Consider the following 26,302-nt stretch of genomic DNA (forward strand, 5'->3'; position numbering starts at 1 on the left):
CCGATATTGCGGGTTCTTTCGAGTGAGTATTCGCGGGCCACGGGACTTCTCCTAGTTCGAGGGGCGAAAACTTGGGAGTTTACGCCGCGGGGATGACCTTTTCGTGCCTAAGATGCACGAAACCCCCTCTGGCCATCCCTTCCGCATTTTGGAAGGGGCCGGTAAGTCGCCAGGACTTGACCGGTGAGTCCAGAGAGGGTGCCGGGGATCGATCAATTGTCGAGACCCGGTCCTTATGTCGGCTTCGTCATCTCCGCTTCGTATCTCCCTACATTCGTTGGTGGGGGCCTTCTTTAGCTCACCAAAAGCTACAATTCCAGCCGATTACCAGCCGGTCACCAGCGATAGTGCGCAAACGCACGGTTGGCCTCGGCCATTTTGTGCGTATCGTCCTTCTTTTTCACGGCGTTTCCACGGCCGTTCGCCGCATCGACGAACTCGGCCGCGAGGCGCTCGCGCATCGTCTTCTCGCCACGCTCGCGGGCATAGTTGACCAGCCAGCGCATGGCCAGGGCGACGCGACGCTCGGGACGAACCTCGACCGGCACCTGGTAGGTGGCGCCACCGACGCGGCGGCTCTTCACCTCGAGCTTCGGCTTGACGTTGTCGAGCGCCTTGCGGAAGACCTCGATCGGATCCTCCTTGAAACGCTCGTTGACGATGCCGAAAGCGCCGTAGAGGATGCCCTCGGCCGTCGCCTTCTTACCGCCGTACATCAGCGTGTTGGTGAACTTGGAGACGAGCTTGTCCTTGTACTTCGGGTCCGGAATGATCCGGCGTTTCGGAACTTCACGACGACGGGGCATGGTTCTCCTCGATCAGCCTTTCGGACGCTTGACGCCGTACTTCGAGCGCTTGCGATTGCGATTAACTTTGTTGGTCGACGACGGGCCGATGGCGCCCGAGGCGTCGAGCGTGCCGCGGACGACGTGGTAACGCACGCCCGGCAGGTCCTTGACGCGGCCGCCGCGGATGAGCACGACGGAGTGCTCTTGAAGGTTGTGGCCCTCGCCCGGAATGTACGAGGTGACCTCCATCCCGTTGGTGAGCCGGACGCGGCAGACCTTGCGAAGCGCGGAGTTCGGCTTCTTGGGGGTGGTCGTGTAGACGCGCACGCAGACGCCGCGCTTTTGCGGACATGCTTTCAGCGCGGGAGACGCCGTCTTGAACCGGGCGGCTTCGCGGCCCTGGTTGATGAGCTGATTGATGGTCGGCACGTTATATCCTCGGAAATCCTCGTACGGTCAGCTGAGGCAGCGGGCAGACCATGGCCCGCATGGGAGCGCGCACTCTACTCGTGGCCCCGCCTCTGTCAAGCATGGATTGGCGCACCTCTTTCCAGGCGTTTCCAGGCGGCCTTGGGGTGGCGGCTACTATAAGGAGAGGGCACCGTGGCCCTCTTCCCCCCGCTCGATGCCTCCCCCGAGGAGGTCCGCGAGGCGCTCCGTCCCCTTCGCAACGATTTCTCGGTGGCGCTGCACACGGCGGGCAATGCCTTCGCCGTCGGCGCCATCATCCGGGTCGCGCATAGCTTCCTGGTCCGGGAGATCATCCTTATAGGAGGGGCGCCTTACTACGAGAAAGCCTCGATGGGTATGGAGAAGTACGAGACCATCGTCTCCGTGCCCGACGACGAGGCCTTCTTCGCCCACGTGGCGGGCCGTCCCGTGTGGGCCGTCGAGAAGGACCACGCGCGACGGAGCCTCTACGACGTGCACGCGTTCCCGCGCGGGGTGGTGCTGGCCTTCGGCAGCGAGCGCGCGGGCCTGTCGCCCGAGTTCATCGCGCGGGCCGACGAGATCATCGCGATTCCCATGTACGGGGTGAATCACTCGTTTCCGCTGGCCATCGCCGCAGGCATCGTGATGAACGAATGGGCGCGCCAACATTACGCCGCACGCACGTGACACTTCGATGGTTGCACGCGCAACGAATCGTTCGATGAGCGTCGACCTTACAGAGATGTAGCCCCAAACGGAGTTCGCCTTCCGCCACTATGCCGACGCGAGCCAAACGAGCTCGCTCCGGATGGGTGAACTTTGCAGTGCGCGATCCCGCTGAAGAAGCGTGAGAGTCGGCGCTGACGACTGCGAGGTGCCTGCGGAATCTCTCACGTTGAACCAACTCGGAGATTCACATGAAGACTCTCGTTCTCTCGCTCGTCGCGGGTGCGATGGCCGCGTTCACCATGGGTTGCACCGCCGATACGGCATCTTCCTCGGAAGCCGACAATGGCCGCGTTTCGGAGCCGATCATCGGTGGAACGACCGACAGCGGCGACCCTTCCGTCGTCGGCATCGTTCTCACCGACTCCTCGGGTTCACAATACATTTGCACGGGCAGCGTCATTTCATCGACGAAGGTGCTCACCGCGCGGCATTGCATCGAGGACATGGTGAGCTGGGAAGTGCGCGTGGGCACCAATATCAACAGCCCGACGTCCACACTGGCGGTTAGCAAAGGCGCTTATTCACCCGACGGCGACATTGGCGTGTTGACCCTCTCCCGGGCAACGTCGTTGACGCCCCTCCCCTACAACACGGGGACACTCGACTCGGGCGACATCGGCGCGTCGGTCCGTGCCGTGGGCTACGGCAGCAACAAGACGAATAGCGGAAGCGGCACCGGCGCAGGCACGAAGCGCACGGGCAATACGACCATCCGCGGCCTGCAGGTCGATACGTTCAGCACGTACAACGTCCTTTGCCATGGCGACTCGGGCGGGCCCATTTTCGAGAACGGCACGATCATCGGCATCACGTCGTACGGGAATCCCGCCAACTGCACCGGTTACGGGTATTCCGTCCGCACGGACCTTCACGCCGACTTCATCCAGTCGCACTGAGCCAAGAACTTTTCGGGGCGGTGGCCGTTGGATCGGTCATCGCCCATGAAAACTTCGGATTTTGCCCGCCGCGCGGGCGTGTTGGCGTTGCTCGTGGCCACGGCTTTCGTCGGTTGCAAAGGCGCCTGTGGTCGCGAGGCAGAGGCGGAGCCCAGCAAGGCTTCGCGGACAACGGCGCCGGCCAAGTTGGTGGCCTTTGGGTCTAGGGCCGAGTTCGAGAAGTACCTCGCGGACGCAGCCGAGGCGCAAAAACGCAAGGAGCGTTTGGCGCGGCGCGCAATGGAGGGCCCCGGCAATGCGGCGATGGCGCCCGCGCCGGCTGCTTCTGCAGCGTCGGGGTTGGCTGCCGCCGACAAAGAAGAGTCCATCACGAACAATCAGCACGCCGGCGTCGATGAAGGCGGCATCGTCAAAGTGCACGGGAATCATTTGATCGTGCTCCGGCGAGGTCGCCTTTTTTCATTGAAGGTCGGCGACGAATCGCTCACCCCCGTTTCGGTGGCGGATTGCTATGGGCCGGGGGTCAGCCCCGCCGGCGCGTGGTACGACGAGATGCTCGTGTCGGGCGACACCATTGCGGTCATTGGATACAGCTACCAACGCGGCGGGACGGAGGTTGGGCTCTTCGACATCGATGGAAACGGGCGCATTTCCTACCGCGCGACGTACCACCTTCGTTCCAACGACTATTACTCGTCACGAAATTATGCGAGCCGGCTCATTGGGAACAAGCTCGTATTCTATGCTCCGCTCTACGTGCCTTTGGCCGAGCGCGATACATCGAAATGGTTTCCCGCCGTTCGCCGTTGGTCGCCGGCGGCAACGGCGAACGACTTCGTATCCATTCTCGAGCCATCGCGCGTGTATCGCCCGATCGATCCCAGCGACCAACTCGCGCTCCACACAGTCACCACGTGCGATCTTTCGAAAGGCGATTTCGCCTGCACGGCGCGCGCCGTGATGGGACCACCGGGGCGCGTGTTCTACGTGTCGCAGGACTCGGTGTTCGTCTGGATGACGCCGTGGGCTTCCGGTGAGGACGGCGGCGAGAAGCGCGCGCGTTCGCGTTCACTGCTCTATCGTCTGCCGCTTTCGGGCGAGGAGCCGTCGGTGTTGCGCGTGAGCGGCGGGCCCATCGACCAATTTTCCTTTTTGCAGGGAAGCGACGGAAAGCTCAATGTGCTCGTTCGCAGCGAGACCGCGGGCGAGGCCATGTGGCTTCCCGAGGCTACGGGCGGAGAGCTCGCGCTCTTGCGGGTGCCTTTGGCCTCGTTCAATCGGGCCGCGGAGGAAGCGCCTCATACTGCCTATACGCGGTTGCCCAAGTCGGAAGGGTACGTGATGCAAAATCGCTTCGTGGGCGATTACGTACTTTACGGCACCGGCGCAAGTTGGGGATATGGTTCGCCCAAAGCCGAGGGCAAGCTCGTGGCCTATCGTTACGCGTCGGATGCGCCGGCGCGCGAGCTCGCGTTGGGCCATGGCGTGGACCGCATCGAGGCGATGGGGCGCGATGCGGTCATCGTGGGCGGCGACGGCAAGGATTTGCACTTTTCGAGTGTGGCGCTGGGCGCGACACCGGCACTAGGCGGCAAGTACACGCGCACGGGCGCAGCACAGGGCGAGCTTCGCAGCCATGGCTTCTTTTACAAACCGGACGGCGATCAGCGGGGCATCTTCGGTTTGCCCATTCGTGGCGGCGACCAGCCAGGGTATGCGCATTTGCAGAATGGCTCGGCGTCGATTCTCTTCGTGCGCAACGACCGGCTTGCATTCCGTGAGGTGGGGCAGCTCGAATCGGGCGGGGCTGGGAATGGCCGCGACGACGGATGCAAAGCATCGTGTGTCGATTGGTATGGGAATGCGCGCCCGATCTTTCTACGCGGAAGGGTGTTCGCGCTGCTCGGATACGAGATGGTCGAAGGGCGTCAGGACGAGACGGGCCGCATCCGCGAAGTGCGCCGCATGAACTTCGCCCCGACCGGCGTGCGTTGATGCGCTCGTGCCGCGCTCGAAGCCCGTGGAGTTGGCCTTTTCTGGCCGACCTGGAACCACACCATCGCCGCCTGGGAGCCACGTCCCGTTTCCGTGAAAGATCCAACGCGACGAAAAAAGCCGCGCATCTTGTTGCCCACGACACAGATCTTCCTTGGTTGCGATGACGCGCTCGATCGCACGAGTTTCGACTCGTCGCGCCAGGGCGCCGTCGTTCGAGTTACACGCTGACGGACATACGCCCGGCGGCGCGCGTCTCCGCGGATTTGGCAACATTCTTGGTCGAGCAACTCGAGGCGTACAATGGTGCCACATTGGATTTACTGGCTCTGTTGCGACTCCATCGGGGGAAACTCTTGCGGTCCAGCGTCCGAGATTGTGCCGAGGAACGTACCCGGCTCGCAGGTTCCATTCCCATTACACCGGCCAATGAACGTGCACTTGCTCGTTATTTTGCAACGGAGCTGGCGGCCAAAGGCGGTGCCGCACGCGATATGCTCGCGGAGTGGCCCGATAATCGATAGCGCTCGCGCCGCGTCGCGTTGGGGATAACCCACATAGCGACGAAATGGACGACATGGCTGATTTGCGATTGTCGTTCGTCAGCTCATAAAAAAGTAGCGGCGGCCTCACCAAGATGGTAACCGTGCCCGGTCCGGATGAGTGGGTTTGCAGCGGCGTGATGCTCCAACGCCAACCACTGCGAATGCCCTTGCGGAAGCTGCACTGAAAGCCGAAGCCGTCCCTCCGAAAGCGGTATTTGGACGGCCGCGGTGCATTCCGTTTCCTGGATTTCCACACGCTCTCCGGTTTGGCCGGTGAGCTTTGTCCTCGGAGTGGCACATGAGACATCGGTCTTCGATTTCGACCTTCGTCTATTTATCCATCGCGTGTGGCTCGGCGCTCACCGTCGCCGGCTGCCAAGCTTCGGCATCCGATTCCGATTCGGATTCGGAGGAGACTGTCGCGATCAGCGAAGAACAGGCCCTTAGTGCGGGCTATTTGCGCACGCCGTTTGGGTTGGTGCATCCCGATTGCATTTACGAAGTCGACGAAAACGCACCTGCACGAAACGTGCATGAAACGTGTACCCACCCGCGCGTGGCTAGCGCCGACGCATCGTTCGCCGCCGGCGGACAGGTGCCCGCCACGAATGGCTGGGTGGAGGCCTCCTGGGCCACCCTTTCCAACGCGGCCACGTACATGCATGGCCGATTTACGGTACCGGCTGCACCGAAAACTGCCGGCAATCAGCTCCTCTATTTCTTCCCCAGCCTCGAGCCCAACGGCGGCACGGCGATCATTCAGCCCGTGCTGCAATGGGGTGTCGGCGCGGCGGGTGGCGGGAAATACTGGGCAATTGCCTCGTGGTACGTCGACAACGCCGGCCACGCCGAACATAGCGCGCTCCGGCGCGTTTCCTCGGGTGATGTCATCGATGGGCTGATGGAGGGCTCGAACTGCACGTCCTCGGGCGTGTGCAACTGGAAAATCACCAGCACCGACGTCACGACCGGCGTATCCACGGTGCTGAATCACGCTGCCGACGGAAAGGCGTATACGCAAGCTCAGGGCGGCGTGCTCGAGGCCTATAGCGTCAGCCAATGCGCGCACTACCCCACGGACGGGGACATCACCTTCTCGCAGCTGGTCGTGCGCCGAGGAACCACCACGCTGTCACCGGCATACGGTCCGAAGCGCTGGTCCGTTTCGCCGAGCTGCGGATTCTCGGTGAATGCGAATTCCACGACTTCGCACACGCTTTTCTATTCGAACTGATGATGAATCGTTCGTTCGATGATGCGCACATGATCAACCTATTTCCTATTGCGTAAAGGCGGAGGTTCCACCCATGAAGAAGCTCATTGCAATTGCAGCAGTGCCGGCGTTGTTTCTGGTGGCGTGCAGCAGCGCGGACGAAACCGCGACGAACGAGACCGGCGCTCCGCAGGTGGAAGAGGGCAGCGGCACGCTCGAGCATCCGGACTTCCTGCGCAAGATCGCCGACCCGGCCAATTACAAGGTCACTCGTGAGCCGGCCGAGCGCCGTGGCTCGAGCATCCTGAGCACCTGCGGCTCGGCGGACGATTCCGTGTATGTCAACGACTACACTGGCAACTTGGGCGTCTCCACGGCCTATGTCAATTCGCACAAGAACCCCGTCGGCGCCATGGAGAGCAGCGCCAGCGACTCCTCGAGCGCGAAATACTGCTCGGGCACGCTGATCGCGAACGACCTATTCCTCACCGCCAGCCACTGCATCGACAGCAGCACGGTGCCGAACGACTACATCGCGTTCAACTACGAGCGCGCCAAGGGCTCCACCACGGTGCTGCAGCAGACGCACGTGAAGATCACAGCCATCGTCGAGGACGGCCTGGGCGGTCTCGACTACGCCATCGTGCGCCTCCAGGGCACCCCCGGCGCCACCTTCGGGACGACCAGCACCAACTCGACGGAAGTCTCCAACGGCGCCACCTTGGCGATCATCCAGCACCCCGCCCGCCTGCCGAAGAAGATCGAAGCGGGCACCAAGGCCGGCAACAGCGGCAACTACATGACCTACGGCAACATCGACACGCAAGGCGGCAGCTCCGGCTCCGGCGTCCTCAACGCCTCCGGCCAACTCGTCGGCGTCCACACCAACGGCGGCTGCACATCGAGCGGCGGCACCAACAGCGGCGTACGCATCTCGAAGATCGCCGCCGCGTCGAACATCATCAACTGAGTTCCCGCTCGCAAGAGCGGCCAACGGAAGGCCGGCACGCCGCAGCGTGTGCCGGCCTTTCCTCTATCGCTCGGCCGGGTGCGGGTGTATCACGGATTTCGTCATGATCCGCTCGATTCACCCTGGTTCACAGTTCTTTCGTCGTCGTCTGCTGTCGCTCGTTCCGCTGGTGCCCATCGTGGCGGTGGCCGCGGCCTGTGGCGGTGAGACCCCCGCCGCCGAGGCGCCGCCGCATCGCAACCAGCCGCTTACGAATGCGTTGAAGGATGCCGTCAAACCGGCGGCTGCGGAGGGCGACGCTGGGGCTGGATCGCGGCCGTACTCGGGTCACGGCGCGTCGAGTGTGCCGAAAGAGGTCATCGCGAAGTTCGCGCCCCCGCCCCTTCCCGAGGATCTGTCGCGCACCTTCCAGTCGATGCTCGATGTGCGCGCGCCCTCGGCTGGGCGACTGAGCCCGAATGGCAAGACGTTGTTCATGACGTGGAACGTCACCGGGACGAGCCAGATTTGGCGCGTGGACGGGGCGCAGCACTTTCCGGTTCAAATGACCGGCGGCGAAGATCAAACGACGCTGGCCGATGTCGCACCGGATGGCAGCTTTCTCGTTCTCCAACGCGATCGCAAAGGCGAAGAGAACCCGGGGATCTACCTTCAGGATCCCAAGGGCGGAAAGCTCACCGTGGTGGCGCACAAGCCTGGTGTGCAGTCGACATTCCAGTTTCTGAGCGATGACGGCAAGTACATTTATTATCGCTCGAATGACGTCAAGCCGGGCTCCTATATTTTATATCGTTACGACCGGGCGAAGAACACGCGCGAAGTCGTTTTCGATCAGGAAGGCATTTGGGGCATTGCCGACTATCGGCCGGCTGCTCCCAACTCGCCCGAGTTGAAGCTCCTCCTTCAAAAAGAAGTGGGGGGCGATATGAATGAATATTACGAGTGGGACACGTCGAAAAAGACGCTCACACCGCTTTTTGGCCAAGGTGAAAAAGAGGATTATGAAGCGCAGTACGGTGCCAAGGATGGCGAAATCCTGGCGCAGACTTCCCACCTGAGTGAATTCAAACGGCTTTATCGGTGGGATCTCGCGCAGAAGAAGTTCACGCCCATCGTGGCGGAGATTCCGCACGAAATTTTCAAGTTCCAAGTGGACCACTCGAGAACGCGAATTGCCTACGCGATCAACGACCAAGGCTACACGCGCCTCAAGATTATCGACGCGCGCACGTACAAAGACATCACGCCACCGGCCATCGCCAAGCTCACGGGCGATCATGTGACGTTTGGAAGCATGACGCGCGACGGCAGGTATCTTTCAGTAACCGTGGATAGCGGAAAAGCACCGCCGACGAGCTATATCTACGATTGGAAGACGGGCTCGCTCACCGCATGGCACACCCCGAGCTCGCCGGAGGTCGATGGTGCGACGTTCGCACCTGCGAAGCTGGAGAGCTATCCGGCGCGGGACGGAACGGCCATTCCGATGTTCGTGCGAAGGCCGGAGCCGTCACGCTGCGCCGCACATCCGTGCCCGGTGCTCGTCATGTTCCACGGCGGCCCGGAGGGCCAAGCGCCTCCCGGCTTTTCGCCAGTGAAGCAGGCGTTCGTCGATGCGGGGTTCATCCTGGTGGAGCCAAACGTCCGAGGCAGCAGCGGCTACGGGAAAACGTGGCTGCACGCCGACGATGGGCCCAAGCGCCTCAACATCATCACCGACATCGAAGACGTCTCGAAATACATCCGCGCCAATTGGGGTGAGGGGGGCAAGGCGCCGAAAATTGGAGTCTGGGGCGGCAGCTATGGCGGGTATTCGACGCTGATCGCCATGACCATGTTTGCTGGGGCGTACGATGCCGGTTCGTCCAATGTGGGCATTAGCAATTTGATGACCTTTTTGCAGAACACGGCGCCGTATCGACGCATTCTCCGCATTAGCGAGTATGGCGATCCGGAGCGCGACAAGGATGCGCTCATCAAGCTTTCGCCCAGCACGCACATCGACAAGTTGTCGGCGCCGTTGCAGATTATTCAAGGGGCCAGCGATCCTCGTGTGCCGGTTGGCGAGTCGTTGCAGATGTACGATCTGCTCCAAAAGAAGAACGTGCCGTCGCAGCTCATCATCTTCGCGGACGAGGGGCACGGGGCGCAGAAGCGCGACAATCGCGTGTTGCAGTTTGGGCACGTTTTGCGATTTTTCAAAGAGAACCTGTTGGGCACCAACAAATGAGCACCATGCCTCCCTTCATCGTGCACGAAGACGACGTTCGCGAAGTCGAAGGGCACTATCGGGTGCCTTTCGACGGGGAGGCGCTCTCGTGGGATCGCGACCTCGGGCGCGCTGCGGGGACGGTGAACCTCGGAATGAGCAAAACTCGGCTTCCGCCGGGCAGGCGGACGAGTTTTACGCATGCGCATTCCGAGGAGGAGGAGCTCGTCTACGTTCTCGAGGGAGAGTGCGCCGTGCGGATCGTCGAACCGGGGCAGGCTCCGCGGGAATATGCGTTGCGGGCGGGGCATACGGTGGCGTTCCCGGCGGGAACGGGGATTGCGCATACCTTCGTGAATCGAGGTAATGCGGATTGCCTTCTGCTCACCATTGGCGAGCGGAAGGATGCGACCGATCGCGTCTTTTATCCGGAAGAGCAGGATGCCGCCTACGAAGCGCACATGGTGGCGGACCGGCCTGAGCGGCACTGGAAACGGGTATAATTGACCCATGCCCCACCGAGAGCATTACCTATTCGTGTGCATCAATCGGCGTGACGATGCGAATCCGCGCGGCTCGTGTGCGCAAAAAGGTTCCGAGCTCATTGCCAAAAAGCTGAAAGATGCGCTGAAGACGAAGGGCACTGCCCGCACGGTGCGCGCATGCACGTCGAGTTGCCTCGACATGTGCGAATCGGGGGTCACCATCGTGCAGGAGCCCGAACACGTCGTTTATGGACATGTCACGCTGGACGACGTGGACGAAATTGCCGATGCTTCGGCACGCGGACAGGTCGTCGAGCGGCTCGTCGTCGCCCGAGGCTCCTCGAGGCCATGAGCACCGCCGATTCATTGTGTGCGCGACTGGGCGTACGCGTTCCCGTTTTTCAAGCGCCCATCGGACGCATTGCATCGCCGGAGTTGGCGGCGGCCGTCGCGCAGGCAGGCGGCGTGGGGCATCTGGCATGCACATGGGACAAGCCGGACGACCTTCGCCGTCGCATTCGCGAGGTGCGGGCGCACACGAATGCGTTCGGCGTCAATTTCGTGCTCGATTTTCCCATTGAAGAGAACCTCGACATTGCGCTCGAGGAGGGCGTGCGCATCGTTTCCTTTTTCTGGGGCGTCTCGGAAAAGCACATTGCGCGCGTTCACGCGGCGGGCGCCTTTGCCATTCAAGTCGTTGGCTCGGTGCAAGAAGCCGTTGACGCAGTCCAAGCTGGGGCCGATGCCATCGTGGCCCAAGGATACGAGGCGGGAGGCCACGTTCGCGGCACCGCATCGACGATGGTCCTCGTTCCGCGCGTCGTGGACATCGCAGGCGACATCCCGGTGATCGCCGCAGGCGGCATTGCCGATCGGCGCGGTGTGGCGGCCGCCGTGGCCTTGGGCGCGCGCGGCGTGTGGGTCGGAACGCGATTTCTCGCATCGCGGGAAGCGGATATCCATTCCATCTACCAAGAGCGCGTCCTCGCATCCTCCGAGGAGGACACGGTACATTCCGAGCTTTTCGATCTCGGGTGGGCCCATGCCGGACTCCGCACATTGCGAAATAGCACCGTGCGCGCATGGGAAGCGGCGGGATGCCCGGCGGCGCCGCATCGTCCTGGCGAGGGAGAAATCGTGGGCCAGCGGGCCAATGGCACCAACCTGCTCCGTTACGATTTCGGCGCACCGACGCGGGGCGCCCAAGGCAATACGGAAGCGATGGCGCACTATGCCGGACAGGGTGTAGGCCTCGTGCATTCCGTCGAGCCCGCGGCACGCATCGTCGAAGAACTGGCCTCCGGGCTCCGCTAGCCGGTTTTCGGGCAACATTGGGGAGGCCGGGCCGACCATTCATGTGAATGGCCGATCTCGCCCCCGTTCCTCGAAGCGAGCGCGAACCTTTGCTCGATGTCCTGCGCGCTCTCGCATTGTGCGTCGTGGTGACCGACAACGTCATGACGACGTTCAGCGGTTCCTCGTTCCTGCCGAAAACCTCGCCCGATTACATCCACAACGAAGGACTCTCGGGCATGCTGTTTCGGCTTCTCATGGGGCTGCGATCGATGACCGTCATGAGCTTCCTGTTCGGTCTGGGATTCTCCATCCAGCTCACGCGGGCCAAGGACAGCGAGGTTACGGCCATGTACCTGCGCCGTCTCACCGGCATGTTCGCCCTCGGCATGTGCCACATCGCGCTCGTGTGGTGGGGCGACATTCTCTGGATTTATGCCCTTGCCGGCTTGGTCCTGCTGCCCTGCCGCAAAGCCAGCACGCGCACACTCATCGGGATCGGTTTGGCGCTGGCCATCTTGCCGCGCGCGATCCCTTTGATTCCCTTCGTCGGAACCGCGCTCGTTCCGGACGAAACGGCGATACGGCAGATGAAGGAGAGCATGCTCGCGGCCATCTATGGCACCGAACATGGTCCAATGTTCACGGCGCATCTGCGCACTTTGTTCTATGTTCACGTGTGCAATTTGCCTTGGTTTCTTCCGTGGCTTGCCGGGCGATTCATCCTGGGATTCGTGGCCGGGCGGCATCGTATTTTCGAAAACAATGGCGCAAATCATCTGCCGCTTTTTCGCAAGCTCGCCATCGGCGGTGCTTTCGTCGCGCTCCTCGGGGGAGCCGTCCGCATCACGCTCATGGGGCGGGAGATGGCGCCGGAGCTCAAGTTCGTCGTGCGCTTGGTCGACGACACGGCGGTCGTGGCCTCCGTTGCGATGGGCATCTCTTTGGTCGTGCTGCTCATGCAAAACGCGCGGTGGCAGCGTTGGCTGTCGGTGCTCATTCCGGTCGGCCGAACGCCGCTCACCACCTACCTGTCGCAATCGGTCATTGCGACATTCTTGTTCTATGGCTGGGGCCTCGGCCTTGCGCGCCATGTGCAAGGGCCGAAGGCAGGTCTCGTCGGCCTTGCGATCTTCATGGTGCAAATCGCCATCGCCGGCGCGTGGCTCCGTCGCTACGAGCTCGGTCCACTGGAGTGGGTATGGCGCACACTCGCCTACGGAAAGCGGCAACCCATGCGCCGCCAGCCGCGCAGCCTGGAACAGGTGGTGTAGCGTGCCCTCCGTCATGCGTTGGTGCACCGTCGACGAACTTGCGAGCAAGCTCTCTCTACCCAAAGGATATACCCTCGACCTCTTGTCCAAGTCCGATGTGCCGTTCGTGGCACGCGCATTGGAGCGGTGGTATCCCGATGTTGTGATCGGTTCGGAAAGTCATCATTTGACCGAGGACTTCTACTATCGCAATGTGCAACTCGCCGGCACCGAAGAAGAACGCGACACGCTTGGACTCGTCCTCCGCTTCGAGGGGGCCATCGTGGGGCTGATGATGCTTACGAGAGATCGGCCCAGCCAAAGCCTCACGTCCCGCATGGGCGCCCTCGACCCGGACCATCGACGGGGCGCTGTTGGCTTTCTAGGCGTTTTGCTCCTCGACGCGGCTGCCCGTGCCATGGGAGCCGGTGTGGCCTATTCGTTCGTAACCATGAAGACGAGGCATCAACAAGTCATCGCCGAACGATACGGATTCCAAATCGTCGGCATCATGCCCGCCTGGGACATCGACATGGTCGAACCGAGCCGCCCCAAACGCGTTTTCGAAGCCATCTACGCAAAGGTCTACGCCCCAAAGAGCGAATGGCATATTCCGCCCCCCGACGCCATGACCAAGCGAACCCGCGAACTCTGGAATTTCCTCTTCCCGCAACAGAGCTAGGCGGAGGAAGGGTGCCGCCTCATTCGCTATTCGCGAATCGCGAATCGCGAATCGCGAATGAGACGCGGAGCCCCTCGTTGGCCGCGGCAACGCGCCCAAGGGGCCATTTTTCCCGCAACACGAGCACCACTACGGTCGACAAAGAACCGGAGAGGCAAGTTCATGCGTACGACCATCGTCTTCTTCGCACTGGCAACAAGCGCCTGCGCGCAAAGCAGTACCACCACCACGACCAGCGTGGTTCCGCCGCACAAAGCGGTCGCGACACGGGTGAATCGAGTCGAAGCGCCACCGCAGAACGAACCGCGGCGCGAGGTGGTGGAAGAGGACGTCTTCGGCTTCCACCTGGTTGATCCATATCGCTGGATGGAGAAGAAGGAGAACGTCGACGAGGTCTCGCGGTGGCTACTTCGTGAAGGACACGACACCCGGACGCGATTGGATGCGATTCCCGCATTGCCGAAGTTGCGCGAGCGCGTGCGCGAGCTCGGAATGGCGCAGGCCTTCGCAACGGATATCGCCGTCGCGGGCGATCTTCTATTCTATTTCAAAACGGAAAAGGGCGGTGACCTGCGCACGCTCATCGTTCGTTCGAACGATGGACGCGAACGCGTTCTGGTCGATCCGGCCGCCATGATGGGGCCGAATGGCAAGCACGTATCCATCGATCACTTCCAGCCTTCTGCGGATGGCAAATGGGTCGCATTTGGGCTCGCCGAAGGCGGTGGCGAGATCGCGAACGAACGCATCGTGGAGACGAAAACGGGGCGCCTGCTCCCTGATGTGCTCCCGAGAATTTGGGGCGAGTTCCAACCGCAATGGCGCACGGACGGTGCCGGGCTTTACTACACGGCCATGGTCCCTGCGGCCGAACTCGAAGGCGCGGACCCCATGCAGAACATGCGCGTGCGCTACCATCGGCTCGGAGAATCGTCGGAGAGCGACGCCCTCGTTTTCGGGAGGGCGTTGGACGGCGGTCCCCAATTCGAGCCACAGGAATTTCCCAAGCTCAACGCGATCGCGGGCGGAAAATGGGTACTCGGAACCGCCGGCGGGGCACGGCTCGAACATCGCATCTTCGTCGCATCGGCAAAGGACCTTTCGACGCCGGGCCGAAAACCTACCTGGAAGACAATTGCAGATTACAAAGATCACGTCGAAGGTAGCGCGCCGCACGGCGACGACATTTACGTACTCTCCTCGAAAGACACTTCGAACCGGCGCATCCTTCGAACGTCATTGAAGAGCCCCAACCTCGCAAACGCTATTGTGATCGTGCCCGAGAGCGAGGACGTCATCGAGAGAATCGCAGCCGACGCCAAGTTCCTCTACGTGCACCGGTCCCACCAAGGCCGCTCTCGTTTGCAGCGGTTTTCCTTTGTCAAAGGCACACTGGAGGAGCTCAAGCTGCCCTTCGAAGGCTGGATCGACGAGTTGAAAACGGACCCGACGCGCGAAGGTCTCACGCTGACCATGCAGGGTTGGACCGAGGAAAACCGCTATTTCTCGCTCACGACGGGCGGCGTATTCAAAGAGCTGGCTCTCACCGAACCATCCAACATTGCCGTATCCGGTTTCGTGGCCGAGGAGATCGAGATCAAGAGTGCGGACGGCACCATGGTCCCGTTGACCATCATGCGTCGACAGGATCTTTCCAAGGACGGCTCACATCCAACGATTCTCGATGGATATGGTGCATATGGATACTCGCTTACGCCGGTGTTTCGACCGAACCGATTCGCATGGCTCGAACGTGGTGGCATCTATGCGATCGCACACGTACGTGGCGGTGGCGAAAAAGGTGACGCTTGGCGAATCGGTGGAAAGGGCACGAACAAGGCAAATGGCATTCAAGACTTCGTCGCATGTGGCGAATACCTCGTCCGCGAGAAATACACATCGCCCGCGCGTCTCGCGGCGACGGGCCGGAGCTTCGGTGGAATCCTCGTCGGCCGTGCACTCACGGAACGGCCTGACCTTTTCGCGGCGGGAGAGATTTCGGTAGGTGAATTGAACCCCGTGCGATTCCTAGCTGGAGACAACGGAGCCAATCAAATGGCCGAATTGGGATCGCCGGACACGGAAAGCGGCTTCCGAACCCTTCTTGCGATGGATGCGTTTCACAACGTTCGCGCAGGTGTGAAGTATCCACCGATCATGCTGGAAACGGGGCTCAACGATGGACGGGTTCCGCCTTGGATGAGCGCCAAATTCGGTGCGCAGCTTCGGGCGAATGGGGGCAACGTGTGGATGCGCGTCGAGCGCGACGAAGGCCACGGCGTTGGCTCGATGCGCCGTCAGCGTTTCGATCTGTACGCGGACATCTATGCATTTTTCTTGCATCAGATGGGCGATCCCGACTTCCGCCATTAGGCGACGATCGCCTCAGTACTTCACCCCGCAGCCATAGGCCTTGGTGCTCTTCACCGCGATCGGCCGACCCGCAGCCAGTGCGTCGAGGGCAGCTTCGACGTAGTTGACCAGCTTTCCACCCTCGGGCGACTCGCCCTCACCATCGGGCGAGTTGTCGATGGCGCCTTTGTAAACGAGCACTCCTTGCCGGTCGATCACGAACATGTGCGGTGTATTGGTCGCACCGTAGCGCTTTCCCGTTTCACCGGATTCATCGAGCAGCACGGGGTAGGTCATACCGTAACGCTTTCTGGCCTCGGCGGTCTTCGCGGCACCGTGTCCGTTGTTGCCGGGGGCGCTCGAGTTGACCGCAAGCCAGACGACCCCCTTCGCAATCTGGGCCGACGGAAACGACTTCAGGGATGCCTTGGTGTGCGATGCACGAACGAAGGGGCACTCTGGATTGAACCATTCGAGTACGACCGTCTTGCCGCGGTAATCGCGGAGGTTCATCACCTTGCCATCGAGGTCTCGCAACGAGAAATCGGGCGCGGGTCTTCCCACCTCGGCCACCGCTTGGCCGCTGCCCGTGGCAGCCGTGGTGGTGGTAAACGCCGCGCCTTCGGGCGGGGTCCCGCGCTCGCAACCAGCGACCAAAAGCCCCCCAAAGACGACGGCACACATCGAAATAGCATTCATACGACTCTCCGCTTCCAATAGAATTCAATTCGAACGAATAACCATCGACCTCGCTCCTCAGATGTCCCCCGAACCGCGGTCGCGCACCAAGCCAAGCAGCTCACGCTTCGTGCGCGGCCCGTAGGTCTGGAAAGATGGCTGCGGGTCGTTCTTGTATTCTTCGCGCTCGCGGGTCACGGCGTCGTTGCGATGCGCCGTTTGCACTTCGTCGGGGTCCAGCCCGTAGACGCGGGCTCCGTTGAGGCCCAAGATCTTCCGCTTGATTCGGCGCGTGAGGGCCGGATAGCCGTAACGCTCCTGGAATTCCGGAGTGATCTCGAACGCGCGAAATGCCTGAATCTGATCCTGCGGCGAGCCGTACCAAATGGCATCCGTTCCCCAGAGGATGCGATCCTCTCCCAGGTGCTTGAGAAGCTTTCCCAACACGTGGGCTGCCTGCTCGGGATCCTTCATGGTCTCGCGCCAGACGCCGCCGAGCTCCGCGTAGACATTACCTCGTTTGCCAATTCCGTTCTCCTCGAGGCTGCGAATCAATGCGTCGACGCCCTTTTCGGCGCGTGGATTGTACGGCCCCTCGCGGAGCGACGGCTCGTAGCCCGAATGATAAATGAGAAATGTCGCCTCCGGCGCTGCCTTGGCGGCCGGTCCCACGTCTGCGCAGCCGGTGTACGCGTTGGGGATCCCTGCCAGTGGCAATCCTTTGTGTACCGCAAAAATTTTGACACCGGTGCGCAATCCCTCACGAATCGTGAAGAGCCCCGTCGCGGGATCGTCGAGCCGGTAGCCCTTTCCGTCGGACGACCATATCGGAAATAGCTTGAACGCATCGATCTTCCATCGGTCGACCAGAGCGTGCATGCGATCGCGGATCTGCTCGTGCGTTTCGTCCTTGGGCAGCACCGTACCGTGAATGCGTAGCCGCGGCGAGCCCTCCATCCGGGCGACACGCTCCCGCGTGAGAGCGGCTTCGTCGATATGAATTCCCGCGATATCGTCCGTGCCCCAAAGAGCGCTCAGGACCGCAACTTGGGTATCACTGTCGAGAAAAACCTCTTTGAGAAAAATGTCGCGGTCGAAGCACTCGAGCTGATTCGAGCGCCCGCACTTCGCCTGCGGTGTGGTGAGAAGAAAATTGGCAAGGGTCGGACGGCTCGTCTGCCACCAAGGCCGATCGATCGAGACATGGTGCGTTTGAACATCGAAAAGGAACTCACGCCCCTCGAGCGCACTGGCGGCTTCGGGCTCCGTTTGCGCTTCCTCGGGAAGGGCATAGCGGCCCCCGCACGCCGTCACCTCGTTCAGCGTCAGCAGCACGGTCGCCGCCCCGCAGCTTGACCGCAAAAACGCGCGCCGGCTCATACCAAGGCGGCGCGACGTCTCGTCGGCGCGTTGGAGAGCGGTTCGGTTCACCCATTGGAGACGCTCGGTCAGCGGCTGCGGTTCGTATTCGCCATTCGACGTCGAATCGAGTTTGATCGGCAGACGCAGTTCCTCATCCGGCAAGGATTTCTTTCCCACGCACTCACCTCCTCACGCAGAGAGATGAGGCACCCCGCTCGACATTTCCAACGCCCGTCGATGGACGGCCGCAGCTTGCCGGCGAACGGCCCGGAAAAGCGGCGAACGGCTTCTCAGGTGGGTCGCGCGATGCCGCGCCGTTTCGGCAGCCGGAACCAAAAGCGCGAGCCCCCCTCGGGGCGAGGCTCGTAGCCGATGGTCCCGCCCCAGCGCTCGATGGTAATCCGACAGAAATAGAGCCCCAGGCCAGTGCCCGGCGTGCCGTCGCCGGCGCGCGCGAATTTGCGAAACAGGTGTGGCAGCAATGCCGAAGGCACCCCACTTCCCGAGTCTTCGACGCCCACCAGGATGAAGCCCTCCTGATCGTCATCGACGGTGATGCGAACTACTGCATCGGCGGGGCTATATTTCAGTGCATTCTGCACCAAGTTGCCAATGACTCGAAATAGCCGCAGTTCGTCGCCGGCCACCAGCGTGTCGCCATGCGCGATATGAATGCGCGGCAAAAGCTCGACGCGGCGGGCGCGTGCTTTGGGCGACAATACATTGGCAATCTGCAGAACGACGGCACACACGTCGGCGCGCGGAGCCTCGCCCGCGGAGGCTGCGGTATCGTGCTCGGCGGCGAACACCGCGAGGATCTCGCGAATGAGCTCGTCCTGGCGGTTCGCCGCCCGCAATGCCACCTCGACCAATTTCGAATCGGCCGGGGGCAGTGACTGCTTCTCCAGCAAGGCCAGCGCCCCGAGAATGCTGCTCAAAGGATTGCGCAGGTCGTGCACGATGCAGTGGGCCAGCACCTCCTTCTGCTCCACCTCGCGCGAAAGGGCGTCGTGTGCAAAGCGCAATTCACGCGCGCGCTGCAGCATCGTCCGCTCTTCGCGGAAGATGCGCTCGTTCTCGGCCACCACCAGCAGCGACGTCGCCTTGTCGGCTTCCCGCACCCGCAGCGCCGTGGCCACCAAATGCAGCTCGGAGCCGCCATCGACAATCTGTGTAAAGCCACCCGAGTCCAGCCTCGCCGACCCCTGCCCCGCCCACGTAGCTTCGGCATCCGCGATGAAGAGCGCAAAGAACGGAAACACATCGGACGCGAGAAATGGAACGTCGCGCACGATGGTGCCTTTGCCCAACGAATCGCACCACGATGGCAGCTCGCCGCGCGGCGCGAACCACGGACCTTCGTGACGTTCGAGTACCAACATATCGAGCGCCGTCAGAATCCCCGCGCCTTCGATCATCTTCGGTCCTCACTGTCCACGACGAGGCCGTCCACCGTGAGCATCGCGCGGGTCAATGCCGAAAAGGCACCCTCGACGCCGTCGCCGGTCTTTGCGCTGGTCCTCACCAGCTTCCACTTTTTCTCGCGAAGCTGCTTTTCCATGTCCTCGTCGATATCCCACGAGGCCTCGACATCCGCTTTGTTCAACACGAGCACGAGAGGAATGTTGCCCACGACACGAACGGCCGCCTCTTGCAGCGACAACGCGGTCGTCACCGTTTCGCGGCGTGTTCCATCGGCGACCAACAGATATCCCGCTGCGCCGCGCAGATATGCGAGTTGCACACTTTGAAATTCGTCTTCGCCGCTCAGATCCCACATGACGAGGTCTACCTCGTGGCTGTCCACGCGTACGTGCGCCTTGTCGATCGTAACCCCCACGGTGGTGCGGTATGCATCCGAAAAAATGCTGTGCACGAAGCGTGCGACGAGGCTCGTTTTGCCGACGCCGGTGGCGCCCAGCATGCAAATCTTCTTTTTCTTCGTCGCCATCAGCGAAGCTCGACTCGAAAATCGACGCGACGCGCGCACGACGCCCCGCGGTACGTTCCCACGGCACCGGCGGGCGGAGCGCACGCCTCCGCATCGGGAACCATGGTCACTCCTGCCCCAACGGTGCGAATGTTCTCGGCGGGGACCCCCAATGCGACGAACTCACGCACGACACGCTCCGCGCGCTCCGAACTGAGCGACTGATTGAGTCCCTCCGCGCCTCGCGCATCGGTGTGCCCCGTTACCACCAAGTCCACGGTCTTTCCCGTTTCACGCGCCACCGCGAACAACTTCGTGGCCGCCCGCGCCACGTAATCGAGGGCACCACGCTGCTCGGCGCGAATTTCCGCCGAGCCCAGGGGAAAGAGCACCATCGACGACGCCAGCGTCCCGCTCGCAGCCTCCAAATCGCGCTCCGCATCCGTATTGCGCAGCGCACTCGTATCGAAACGCGATACGGCAGGCAGCGCCAGTGCGAGCACGCGTGCCGTGTCAATCCATGCGCGCGGCGCACTTCCCCGCGCAACGAGCGTCTCGCCATCCACCTCGAGGGTCACGCCCTCGGGAGGCCGCAGCACGCGAAGGGCGCGGCGCTCCGTCAAACGCGGGTCCAGCGAATAGAAAGAGCCGAAGTCGAATGATGCATCGCCCGCCTTCACGCCCAAAGGTGCCACGAGCGACGCAGGCTCCGGCGCCAATGGATCGCGCAGACCCGCAAAGGCGTAATGCTTCCCATCTCGGCGTGCGTCGGTCAGCATGAGCCCGGGCTCCCGCCGCAGGGTGCTCGTCACACTCTGGAAGCGCGCTTCTTCGACGTGGTTCGCATGCGCCTTCCACGCGATGCCCAGCGCCAGAACCACCGCCACGCAGGCCAGCGCCGCGAGCGAATACACCCGCGAGCGCCCCGGGTTCGCGGCGGGGCGCATCTCGCTCTGCAGGCATTGCTGAAGCAGCGACTCGGTCTGCTCGAAGAGCTCCACCTCGCCGCGAAATGACGAAAGATCCGTCCGGAACTGCAGATGGACGCGCTCCTGCACCTCGCGCATCACATCCCCGTAATGGTCGGGCGCCGTCCCGCGCACCACGGCAACGAGCACCGCCAGCGGGCCGTGCTCCACCCAACCCACCAACTCGCCCACGTGGAAGCGCGCCAGGCGCGCCTCCTCGCGGAAAGCGTCGTGCACGAACGCGTCGATGGCACTCAGCATCGCCGCCACTTGATCGGGATCTTGCGGCGGACTGCCCGGTGCGACCAAATGGTGCAACACCAGACCGCTCTCGCGGTGCACCAGGAAGACTTGCTCCACGCGGTAGAGCAAACTTCGCAGCACCACGATTTCCGCGAATGGGCGCCCGGTACGCGCCGCCTCGACGCGCCACCTCAAACCGCGCAGCGATAGACCGTGCGCGAGCGTCTCATTGAGTTGCTGCAGCAACGAACGCAATGCGTGCGTCACTGCTTTGCGAATCGCCGGTCCCATCACGGGCACCAGCGCGTCGATGAATATCTGCGGCTCGGTCTTCACCGCATCACGGATGGCCGCCATTACCGTGGGGCGCAGCGCCCAGGCCAGATCTTCGCCCTGCTTTTGGCTCGCCACCGCCGCCTCGGGGAGAGCTTTCCCCAAGGCGTCGGGCGACATATGGCCCTCGAGCTTCGCAAGGCGCTCGCGTTCGGGGCCCATGAGGATCCGTCGCAGATCCTCCAGGTCCTCGCGGTCGTTCGCAAAGCGACGCAAACGCCGCGCGGGCACGACCTGGCTGGTTCGCTTTTGCTCCTGCACGCTCTTCAATGATCCGGAGTCTGCGCGCGCGCCTCGGCGCGAACGTACCGCTCACCACCCATATCCGCATCGGCCGGTTCGGTGACCGCCGCAAACTCACGCTCCCATTTCGCAGCCATTTCGTCGCGGGCCTGTCGTGTCTCGTCGAGAAACGATTTGGCCTGATCGAGAATCAATTGCCGCATCTCGCGCTGCGCACGCGCAAGCGCCTCCTCCAACCGGGTCACGCGCTGCTCGAGCGCCACCACGGTATCGCGCGCATCGCGGTTCACCGCCGCGAGTGCCTCGGCGTGCGCCGTGCGCTCCGCCTCGAAGCGCGCGGCCAGCGCCTCGGACTCACGCTGCACGTGCGTCTCGAGAACGCCCAATCGGCGCCTCATTTCCTTGCGCAATTCCTCCGCCTCACTGGCGAGGTGCGAGTCCACGCGCAAAAGCTTTCGTTCCAAGTCCCTAAAGGGAGCGCCGAAGAGTATTTCGCGGACTTGTTCGAGGCTTTGATTCACCTGCCCCTGAAGCCGTCCGTTGCCGTCCCGATCGCTCGTTGTTCCATTTGCTACAGCCATGTTGGTCCTGGGCCGATCGCAAGAACGATGCGAACCTCGGCCGCAAGGTCGGGCTGATGGAATGCTGCCCATTCTTCACAATTGGCGCAAAAAATCGCCTCAAGCGGGCGAGACGGTTCCGTGGCACCTCCGCACGTGTGTGGCACAACGCCCCGTGCGGCTCTTGCCAAATGTGGCGCGCGACACATCGTCTTGACCCACATGAAAACGACGTTTCGCACCACCGCGCTCACCGGCACGCTCGCCCTCTCCTTGATGGGGGTCGGCTGCGCGACGGAGAAACCCGCCCAAACGCCTGAAACTTCGGCCAGCAAAGCCGAAGCCGCCCCCGCCGCTGCCTCCACCGAAAAGGGACTCCGCCTCTACGTGTTCGAGTGCGGCGACATCGATGTCGCAGACGATGCCATCTTCCACGCGAACCTGAACACCCCCGGCGTCAAACGCCACCTGATCGGTTCGTGCTACCTCATCGTTCACCCCAAGGGCACCTTGGCTTGGGATACCGGCCTGCCGGACGAGCTGGTGACCAAACCGGAAGGCATCCCGGCGATGAAGGTCTTCACCCTTCGCGTAAAGAAGACGCTCGCCTCGCAGTACCAGGCCATCGGCGTGGCCCCCGATTCGGTGAACTACCTGGGCATCTCGCACATGCACCAGGATCACCGCGGCAACGTCGGCCTGTTCCCGCGCTCTACGCTGCTCGTGCAGAAAGAGGAGTACGAGTCGGTGCTCGGCCCCGACTCGCTCAAATTCGGAAACGATCCGGCGCAGTATCCGACGCTCAAATCGAACCCCGTGAAGAAGCTCGAGGGTGATCTCGACGTCTTCGGCGACGGCTCGGTGGTGATCAAGCGCGCGCTCGGGCACACGCCGGGGCACCAGGCGTTGTTCGTGAAGCTCCCCAAGACGGGAAATATTCTGCTCTCGGGCGACTTGGTGCACTTCACCGACAATTGGAAAGCGCGCGGCGTGCCCGCGTGGAACTTCGATAAGGAGCGCAGCGTCAAGACGATGCAGGAGACCGAGCAGTTCCTGCAGGCGAACCACGCGACTCTTTGGATTCAGCACGATTACGAGCAGAGCGCGACGTTGCGCCACGCGCCCGGCTTTTACGAGTAGCTCGGGGCCGCCGGTAGCGGCGCGGCAGCGGTCCACTTTTTTGGCCCGAGCCGCGCCGATACCGAATGATTCGCTCCCATGACGACTCAAGTACCTCGTGCTTCCTCAGCGGATTTTTTCGATGATGAGGATGCCTTCGATGGAGCCTTCGACTTTGCCACCGCGCTGGAAAATCATTTGGTGGAGAGCGACTCGTCCCCCGACGTCGTGGTGCTCGCCGGCGACGATGCGACGTGGATCGATGCCCCGGTAGCGATGGTGGAAGAAGGGCGCGAGCCCGAGACCGTGGAGCTCGAGACAATCGAGCTCTTGATCGAGGTCGTCGACCCCGTAAAAACGGCGAACACGGCGAACGACGATCCCTTCGCCGAATGGCTCCAGGCGCTGGTTCGTGCGGCCGAAGGTGCGAGCATCTTCATTCATCTCGAGGCGCTTCGCGTGTTCGTCAATGAAGGGCGTGCGCCCTATGCGGCGTTTCCGACCAGCTCCGCGGCGGCCTTGGCCGATGGGAATATCGCGCGGCTCGACGGCGAGGAGCTGGTCGCCACGGCGGCGTTCCTGCGCATTGCCGCCGAATGGCGCCGTGTGCTGGCGGGTGAAGGCGGCGATTTTTCCAAGTGCGGCGCGCGCACCTTCGACGAGTGGTCTGCGGATTTTCTGGCGCGCGTCCTCGGAACACCGGCGAGGTTCGAATGGCTGAAACGCGAGCTTCGACGCCATGGCGTGGCGGCGTTCGGGCTGGTCGAAAGCGCGGCGTGATCCCGCTAGGAAGCGCTGCGTAGGAACATCGCGAGCGAATCGGGATCCCCGGCGACGGCGCGTGCGTCTTCACCGCGGATCTCGCCGTTTCGCACGAGATCGGCCAGATGGCGCTCGAGCGCGATCATGCCTTCGCGCCGTCCCGAGTGGAGCACGCTGGCCATTTGTGCCGTCTTGCCCTCGCGGATCATGTTCGTGACCGCGTGCGTGGCGCGGAGAACTTCGGCCGCGAGTACGCGCCCGCCGGCTCCGCGTGCGCGCGGAACGAGGCGCTGGGCGATGGCGCCGCGAAGCACGTCGGCCAACTGCGTGCGCACTTGGAGCTGCCGTTCCGCGGGGTACGCGTCCACGATGCGCTGGACGGCCGACGCGGCACCGCCGCAGTGAAGCGTGGTGAGCACGAGGTGACCGGTCTCCGCGGCGGTGAGCGCGAGGGAAATGGTCTCGGGATCGCGCATTTCCCCGAGGACGAGCACGTCGGGATCCTCGCGCAGTGCATCGCGTAGACCACTTGCGAAGTCGGCCACGTCGCGCCCGATCTGCCGCTGCCGCACGAGCGCCCGGGAGCCCGCCACCAGCGCGTACTCGATGGGATCCTCGAGCGTGAGCAGCACGATGGAACGACGCGTGAGCGCTGCCTGCGCCAATGCGGCCAGGGTCGTCGATTTGCCGGAGCCCGTGGCACCGCAAACCAAGACGAGACCGTGATTGCCATCCACGAGGTCGTCGATGGGCAGCGGAAAACCGAGCGACGAGAGCGCCGGTGCACTGCGCGCGAGAAAGCGAAGGGCGGCTGCGGTGCCCTCCGAGGTGCGGTAGACATTGACGCGCACGCGGGAGCCCTCCGTCGTTTGGAGCGCAAAATCGAGCGAGCGCCCCGAGTCGATGGCGGCAAGCGCATTCGCATCGAGGCCAAGGCGGGTGCCGACGTCCTCGATGCCTTCGTCTTCCAAGCGATGCAGCTGGCCATCGACACGGACCACGGGGACGTCCGCGTCGACGAGGTGCAGGTCGCTGGCGCGCATTCCGAGCGCGCGCGCGAGCAACGTCTCGCAGGGCAAGGCACCACGCGTCGCCGTGGGAGCGGCGGTACGCACGACGGACAGGCGTGGCGGTGCTTCGACGGGCCCCGCGATTGGGGCCATGTCGGGCGCGGGCGTGTCGCGCTCGCGTACGACGGGGATCTCACGCGGCGGTGCCACGGCCGGAGCGGGCGCCGGCGCGGGTGCTGGGCGGCTGCGATCGCGCAGAAAAACCGCGTCGAACCCGCCGTCTTGCCGCCCGGTGAAGGTGACGCGAAAGCGCCCGAGCTCCCCCGCCTCGTACGAGACGTCGAGCCGGCGCGCACTTCGCAGAGTCTCGCTTCGCTCCTCGGAGAGAATCTCGCCGAGAAGCTCGCGCAGCTCCTGCTCCGAGGTGGGCACCATGTGAAAGCGCTTGGACGCACCGTACGCGAGCATCTTCGGCTCGCGATCCGTGCCTACGCGCAGCTCATTCGCTCCCTGCTGAATCACCACAGCGAGAATGCTATCGATCCGTGCCATCGGTCCGTTCTACGACAACCGACGGCGGCCCGCCCTTCCCGCGGCAACGTGAGCCGCCGTCATTTGTGGGGAACCGATGTCAGGCAGCGTCATTTGTCCGGGAAGGCTGCGGCTTTTACGAAGAAGCCCATGCGAAACATCGTCACCGCTGCGGCCGTTGCGCTCCTTCTCGGACTCTCCTCCACCGCCTCCGCTGCCGACGCTACCGAGCCAAAATCCAAGGAACCGGCGACGGAGGTGCGCTGGTACGGCTATCAAACCTTTCTTTCCGATGCCGCCAGCACCGCACTCATCATCGGGGCCGCCCACAGCGAGAACGTGGTCCTCGCCACGCTCGGTGCTGGGACCTACCTGGTCGGCGGTCCCTTGATTCACGTTCTCAATGGCCACCCCCAAGCCGTAGGCCCCTCCGTGGCAGTGCGCCTTGGTATTCCTGCCGTGGGAGGCCTGATCGGTGCCGGCATCGGCGCCGCCACCTCGGGAGGGGGCGATTGGAGCGGCCTCGCCATCATCGTCTGCGGGCTCGTCGGTGTCGCCGGCGGTGCCAGCATCGCCTCCATCATCGACGCAACCACGTTTGCGAAACAGACCAAACCGCGCTTCTCGAGCTTCTCCATGGGCGTGGCCCCAACCCAGGGAGGCTTCACCATCGGCGCCGCAGGCACATTCTGAATATGCCATTAGCGCGAGTTATCCTTCA

General features: G+C 62.9%; 24 protein-coding genes. 15 read left to right on the top strand and 9 right to left on the bottom strand.

From position 1 onward, the window contains the following. Positions 1-335: 335 nt before the first annotated feature. A complete protein-coding gene (rpsG, locus tag LZC95_38690) occupies positions 336-806 on the bottom strand; it encodes a 30S ribosomal protein S7 (GenBank protein ID WXA92372.1) in 471 nt (156 codons plus the stop codon). Positions 807-818: 12 nt separating this feature from the next. Further along, entirely contained in the window at positions 819-1,217 is a 399-nt protein-coding gene (gene rpsL / locus LZC95_38695; protein WXA92373.1) for a 30S ribosomal protein S12, read from the bottom strand. A 174-nt stretch (positions 1,218-1,391) separates the two neighbouring features. Here rpsL and LZC95_38700 point away from each other — a divergent pair, with 174 nt between their 5' ends. The 12 genes from LZC95_38700 to LZC95_38755 all read left to right on the top strand — a co-directional run bounded on the left by LZC95_38700 (position 1,392) and on the right by LZC95_38755 (position 15,863). Further along, positions 1,392-1,907, top strand: coding sequence for a TrmH family RNA methyltransferase (locus LZC95_38700; protein WXA92374.1), 516 nt, complete (start codon positions 1,392-1,394; stop codon positions 1,905-1,907). 230 nt (positions 1,908-2,137) lie between these two features. Beyond that, a complete protein-coding gene (locus LZC95_38705; GenBank protein ID WXA92375.1) occupies positions 2,138-2,845 on the top strand; it encodes a trypsin-like serine protease in 708 nt (235 codons plus the stop codon). Positions 2,846-2,890: 45 nt separating this feature from the next. Next, positions 2,891-4,840, top strand: coding sequence for a beta-propeller domain-containing protein (locus tag LZC95_38710; GenBank protein ID WXA92376.1), 1,950 nt, complete (start codon positions 2,891-2,893; stop codon positions 4,838-4,840). Between the two features lie 843 nt (positions 4,841-5,683). Then, positions 5,684-6,619 carry a hypothetical protein gene (locus tag LZC95_38715; protein WXA92377.1) on the top strand — a complete coding sequence of 312 codons (936 nt, stop codon included), beginning with the start codon at positions 5,684-5,686 and terminating at the stop codon, positions 6,617-6,619. A 73-nt stretch (positions 6,620-6,692) separates the two neighbouring features. Next, positions 6,693-7,568, top strand: a complete 876-nt coding sequence (locus tag LZC95_38720; GenBank protein ID WXA92378.1) for a serine protease — start codon at positions 6,693-6,695, stop codon at positions 7,566-7,568. Between the two features lie 103 nt (positions 7,569-7,671). After that, positions 7,672-9,798, top strand: coding sequence for a prolyl oligopeptidase family serine peptidase (locus LZC95_38725; protein ID WXA92379.1), 2,127 nt, complete (start codon positions 7,672-7,674; stop codon positions 9,796-9,798). Then, complete coding sequence (locus LZC95_38730; GenBank protein WXA92380.1) at positions 9,795-10,280, top strand: cupin domain-containing protein; 486 nt, start codon at positions 9,795-9,797, stop codon at positions 10,278-10,280. The genes LZC95_38725 and LZC95_38730 overlap by 4 nt, the downstream gene beginning before the upstream one ends. A 7-nt stretch (positions 10,281-10,287) precedes the next feature. Next, on the top strand, positions 10,288-10,614 hold the full coding sequence (locus LZC95_38735; protein ID WXA92381.1) for a (2Fe-2S) ferredoxin domain-containing protein: 327 nt from the start codon (positions 10,288-10,290) through the stop codon (positions 10,612-10,614). After that, positions 10,611-11,576 (top strand): nitronate monooxygenase, encoded by a 966-nt coding sequence (locus LZC95_38740; protein ID WXA92382.1) that lies wholly within the window; start codon positions 10,611-10,613, stop codon positions 11,574-11,576. The genes LZC95_38735 and LZC95_38740 overlap by 4 nt, the downstream gene beginning before the upstream one ends. A 47-nt stretch (positions 11,577-11,623) precedes the next feature. Further along, the gene (locus LZC95_38745; GenBank protein WXA92383.1) at positions 11,624-12,829 is read left to right on the top strand and encodes a DUF418 domain-containing protein; all 1,206 of its coding nucleotides are present in this window, start codon (positions 11,624-11,626) and stop codon (positions 12,827-12,829) included. Position 12,830: 1 nt separating this feature from the next. After that, entirely contained in the window at positions 12,831-13,490 is a 660-nt protein-coding gene (locus LZC95_38750; protein ID WXA92384.1) for a hypothetical protein, read from the top strand. Between the two features lie 162 nt (positions 13,491-13,652). After that, positions 13,653-15,863, top strand: a complete 2,211-nt coding sequence (locus LZC95_38755; GenBank protein WXA92385.1) for a prolyl oligopeptidase family serine peptidase — start codon at positions 13,653-13,655, stop codon at positions 15,861-15,863. A gap of 12 nt (positions 15,864-15,875) precedes the next feature. Here the strand turns inward: LZC95_38755 and LZC95_38760 are convergent, their stop codons facing one another. The 6 genes from LZC95_38760 to LZC95_38785 form a co-directional block, all read right to left on the bottom strand. Then, positions 15,876-16,541 carry a thioredoxin family protein gene (locus tag LZC95_38760; GenBank protein ID WXA92386.1) on the bottom strand — a complete coding sequence of 222 codons (666 nt, stop codon included), beginning with the start codon at positions 16,539-16,541 and terminating at the stop codon, positions 15,876-15,878. A gap of 57 nt (positions 16,542-16,598) precedes the next feature. Beyond that, complete coding sequence (locus tag LZC95_38765) at positions 16,599-18,059, bottom strand: amidohydrolase (GenBank protein ID WXA92387.1); 1,461 nt, start codon at positions 18,057-18,059, stop codon at positions 16,599-16,601. A 113-nt stretch (positions 18,060-18,172) separates the two neighbouring features. After that, positions 18,173-19,300, bottom strand: a complete 1,128-nt coding sequence (locus tag LZC95_38770) for a HAMP domain-containing histidine kinase (GenBank protein WXA92388.1) — start codon at positions 19,298-19,300, stop codon at positions 18,173-18,175. Next, positions 19,297-19,833, bottom strand: coding sequence for a GTP-binding protein (locus LZC95_38775; protein WXA92389.1), 537 nt, complete (start codon positions 19,831-19,833; stop codon positions 19,297-19,299). Before LZC95_38775 ends, LZC95_38770 begins: the two co-directional genes overlap by 4 nt. After that, positions 19,833-21,617: an OmpA family protein gene (locus LZC95_38780; protein ID WXB00254.1), complete on the bottom strand. Its 1,785-nt coding sequence runs from the start codon at positions 21,615-21,617 to the stop codon at positions 19,833-19,835. Before LZC95_38780 ends, LZC95_38775 begins: the two co-directional genes overlap by 1 nt. A gap of 5 nt (positions 21,618-21,622) precedes the next feature. Next, entirely contained in the window at positions 21,623-22,180 is a 558-nt protein-coding gene (locus LZC95_38785) for a hypothetical protein (protein ID WXA92390.1), read from the bottom strand. Positions 22,181-22,381: 201 nt separating this feature from the next. Between LZC95_38785 and LZC95_38790 the strand changes: the two genes are divergently transcribed. Further along, positions 22,382-23,299 carry an N-acyl homoserine lactonase family protein gene (locus LZC95_38790; protein WXA92391.1) on the top strand — a complete coding sequence of 306 codons (918 nt, stop codon included), beginning with the start codon at positions 22,382-22,384 and terminating at the stop codon, positions 23,297-23,299. A 78-nt stretch (positions 23,300-23,377) separates the two neighbouring features. After that, positions 23,378-24,058, top strand: coding sequence for a hypothetical protein (locus tag LZC95_38795; GenBank protein WXA92392.1), 681 nt, complete (start codon positions 23,378-23,380; stop codon positions 24,056-24,058). A gap of 5 nt (positions 24,059-24,063) precedes the next feature. Here the strand turns inward: LZC95_38795 and LZC95_38800 are convergent, their stop codons facing one another. After that, the gene (locus LZC95_38800; protein ID WXA92393.1) at positions 24,064-25,602 is read right to left on the bottom strand and encodes a PilT/PilU family type 4a pilus ATPase; all 1,539 of its coding nucleotides are present in this window, start codon (positions 25,600-25,602) and stop codon (positions 24,064-24,066) included. A gap of 129 nt (positions 25,603-25,731) precedes the next feature. Here LZC95_38800 and LZC95_38805 point away from each other — a divergent pair, with 129 nt between their 5' ends. After that, positions 25,732-26,274: a hypothetical protein gene (locus LZC95_38805; protein WXA92394.1), complete on the top strand. Its 543-nt coding sequence runs from the start codon at positions 25,732-25,734 to the stop codon at positions 26,272-26,274. Positions 26,275-26,302 lie beyond the last annotated feature (28 nt).

It is taken from the genome of Sorangiineae bacterium MSr12523, assembly GCA_037157775.1.
Taxonomy (GTDB): Bacteria; Myxococcota_A; Polyangia; order Polyangiales; family Polyangiaceae; genus Pendulispora; species Pendulispora brunnea.

Bases quoted from the DNA above. Each gene is read 5' to 3' on its own strand.
- rpsG (WXA92372.1), bottom strand. From the start codon at position 806: ATGCCCCGTCGTCGTGAAGTTCCGAAACGCCGGATCATTCCGGACCCG.
- LZC95_38705 (WXA92375.1), top strand. From the start codon at position 2,138: ATGAAGACTCTCGTTCTCTCGCTCGTCGCGGGTGCGATGGCCGCGTTC.
- LZC95_38710 (WXA92376.1), top strand. From the start codon at position 2,891: ATGAAAACTTCGGATTTTGCCCGCCGCGCGGGCGTGTTGGCGTTGCTC.
- LZC95_38715 (WXA92377.1), top strand. From the start codon at position 5,684: ATGAGACATCGGTCTTCGATTTCGACCTTCGTCTATTTATCCATCGCG.
- LZC95_38720 (WXA92378.1), top strand. From the start codon at position 6,693: ATGAAGAAGCTCATTGCAATTGCAGCAGTGCCGGCGTTGTTTCTGGTG.
- LZC95_38725 (WXA92379.1), top strand. From the start codon at position 7,672: ATGATCCGCTCGATTCACCCTGGTTCACAGTTCTTTCGTCGTCGTCTG.
- LZC95_38730 (WXA92380.1), top strand. From the start codon at position 9,795: ATGAGCACCATGCCTCCCTTCATCGTGCACGAAGACGACGTTCGCGAA.
- LZC95_38735 (WXA92381.1), top strand. From the start codon at position 10,288: ATGCCCCACCGAGAGCATTACCTATTCGTGTGCATCAATCGGCGTGAC.
- LZC95_38740 (WXA92382.1), top strand. From the start codon at position 10,611: ATGAGCACCGCCGATTCATTGTGTGCGCGACTGGGCGTACGCGTTCCC.
- LZC95_38745 (WXA92383.1), top strand. From the start codon at position 11,624: ATGGCCGATCTCGCCCCCGTTCCTCGAAGCGAGCGCGAACCTTTGCTC.
- LZC95_38755 (WXA92385.1), top strand. From the start codon at position 13,653: ATGCGTACGACCATCGTCTTCTTCGCACTGGCAACAAGCGCCTGCGCG.
- LZC95_38760 (WXA92386.1), bottom strand. From the start codon at position 16,541: ATGAATGCTATTTCGATGTGTGCCGTCGTCTTTGGGGGGCTTTTGGTC.
- LZC95_38770 (WXA92388.1), bottom strand. From the start codon at position 19,300: ATGATCGAAGGCGCGGGGATTCTGACGGCGCTCGATATGTTGGTACTC.
- LZC95_38775 (WXA92389.1), bottom strand. From the start codon at position 19,833: ATGGCGACGAAGAAAAAGAAGATTTGCATGCTGGGCGCCACCGGCGTC.
- LZC95_38785 (WXA92390.1), bottom strand. From the start codon at position 22,180: ATGGCTGTAGCAAATGGAACAACGAGCGATCGGGACGGCAACGGACGG.
- LZC95_38790 (WXA92391.1), top strand. From the start codon at position 22,382: ATGAAAACGACGTTTCGCACCACCGCGCTCACCGGCACGCTCGCCCTC.
- LZC95_38795 (WXA92392.1), top strand. From the start codon at position 23,378: ATGACGACTCAAGTACCTCGTGCTTCCTCAGCGGATTTTTTCGATGAT.
- LZC95_38800 (WXA92393.1), bottom strand. From the start codon at position 25,602: ATGGCACGGATCGATAGCATTCTCGCTGTGGTGATTCAGCAGGGAGCG.
- LZC95_38805 (WXA92394.1), top strand. From the start codon at position 25,732: ATGCGAAACATCGTCACCGCTGCGGCCGTTGCGCTCCTTCTCGGACTC.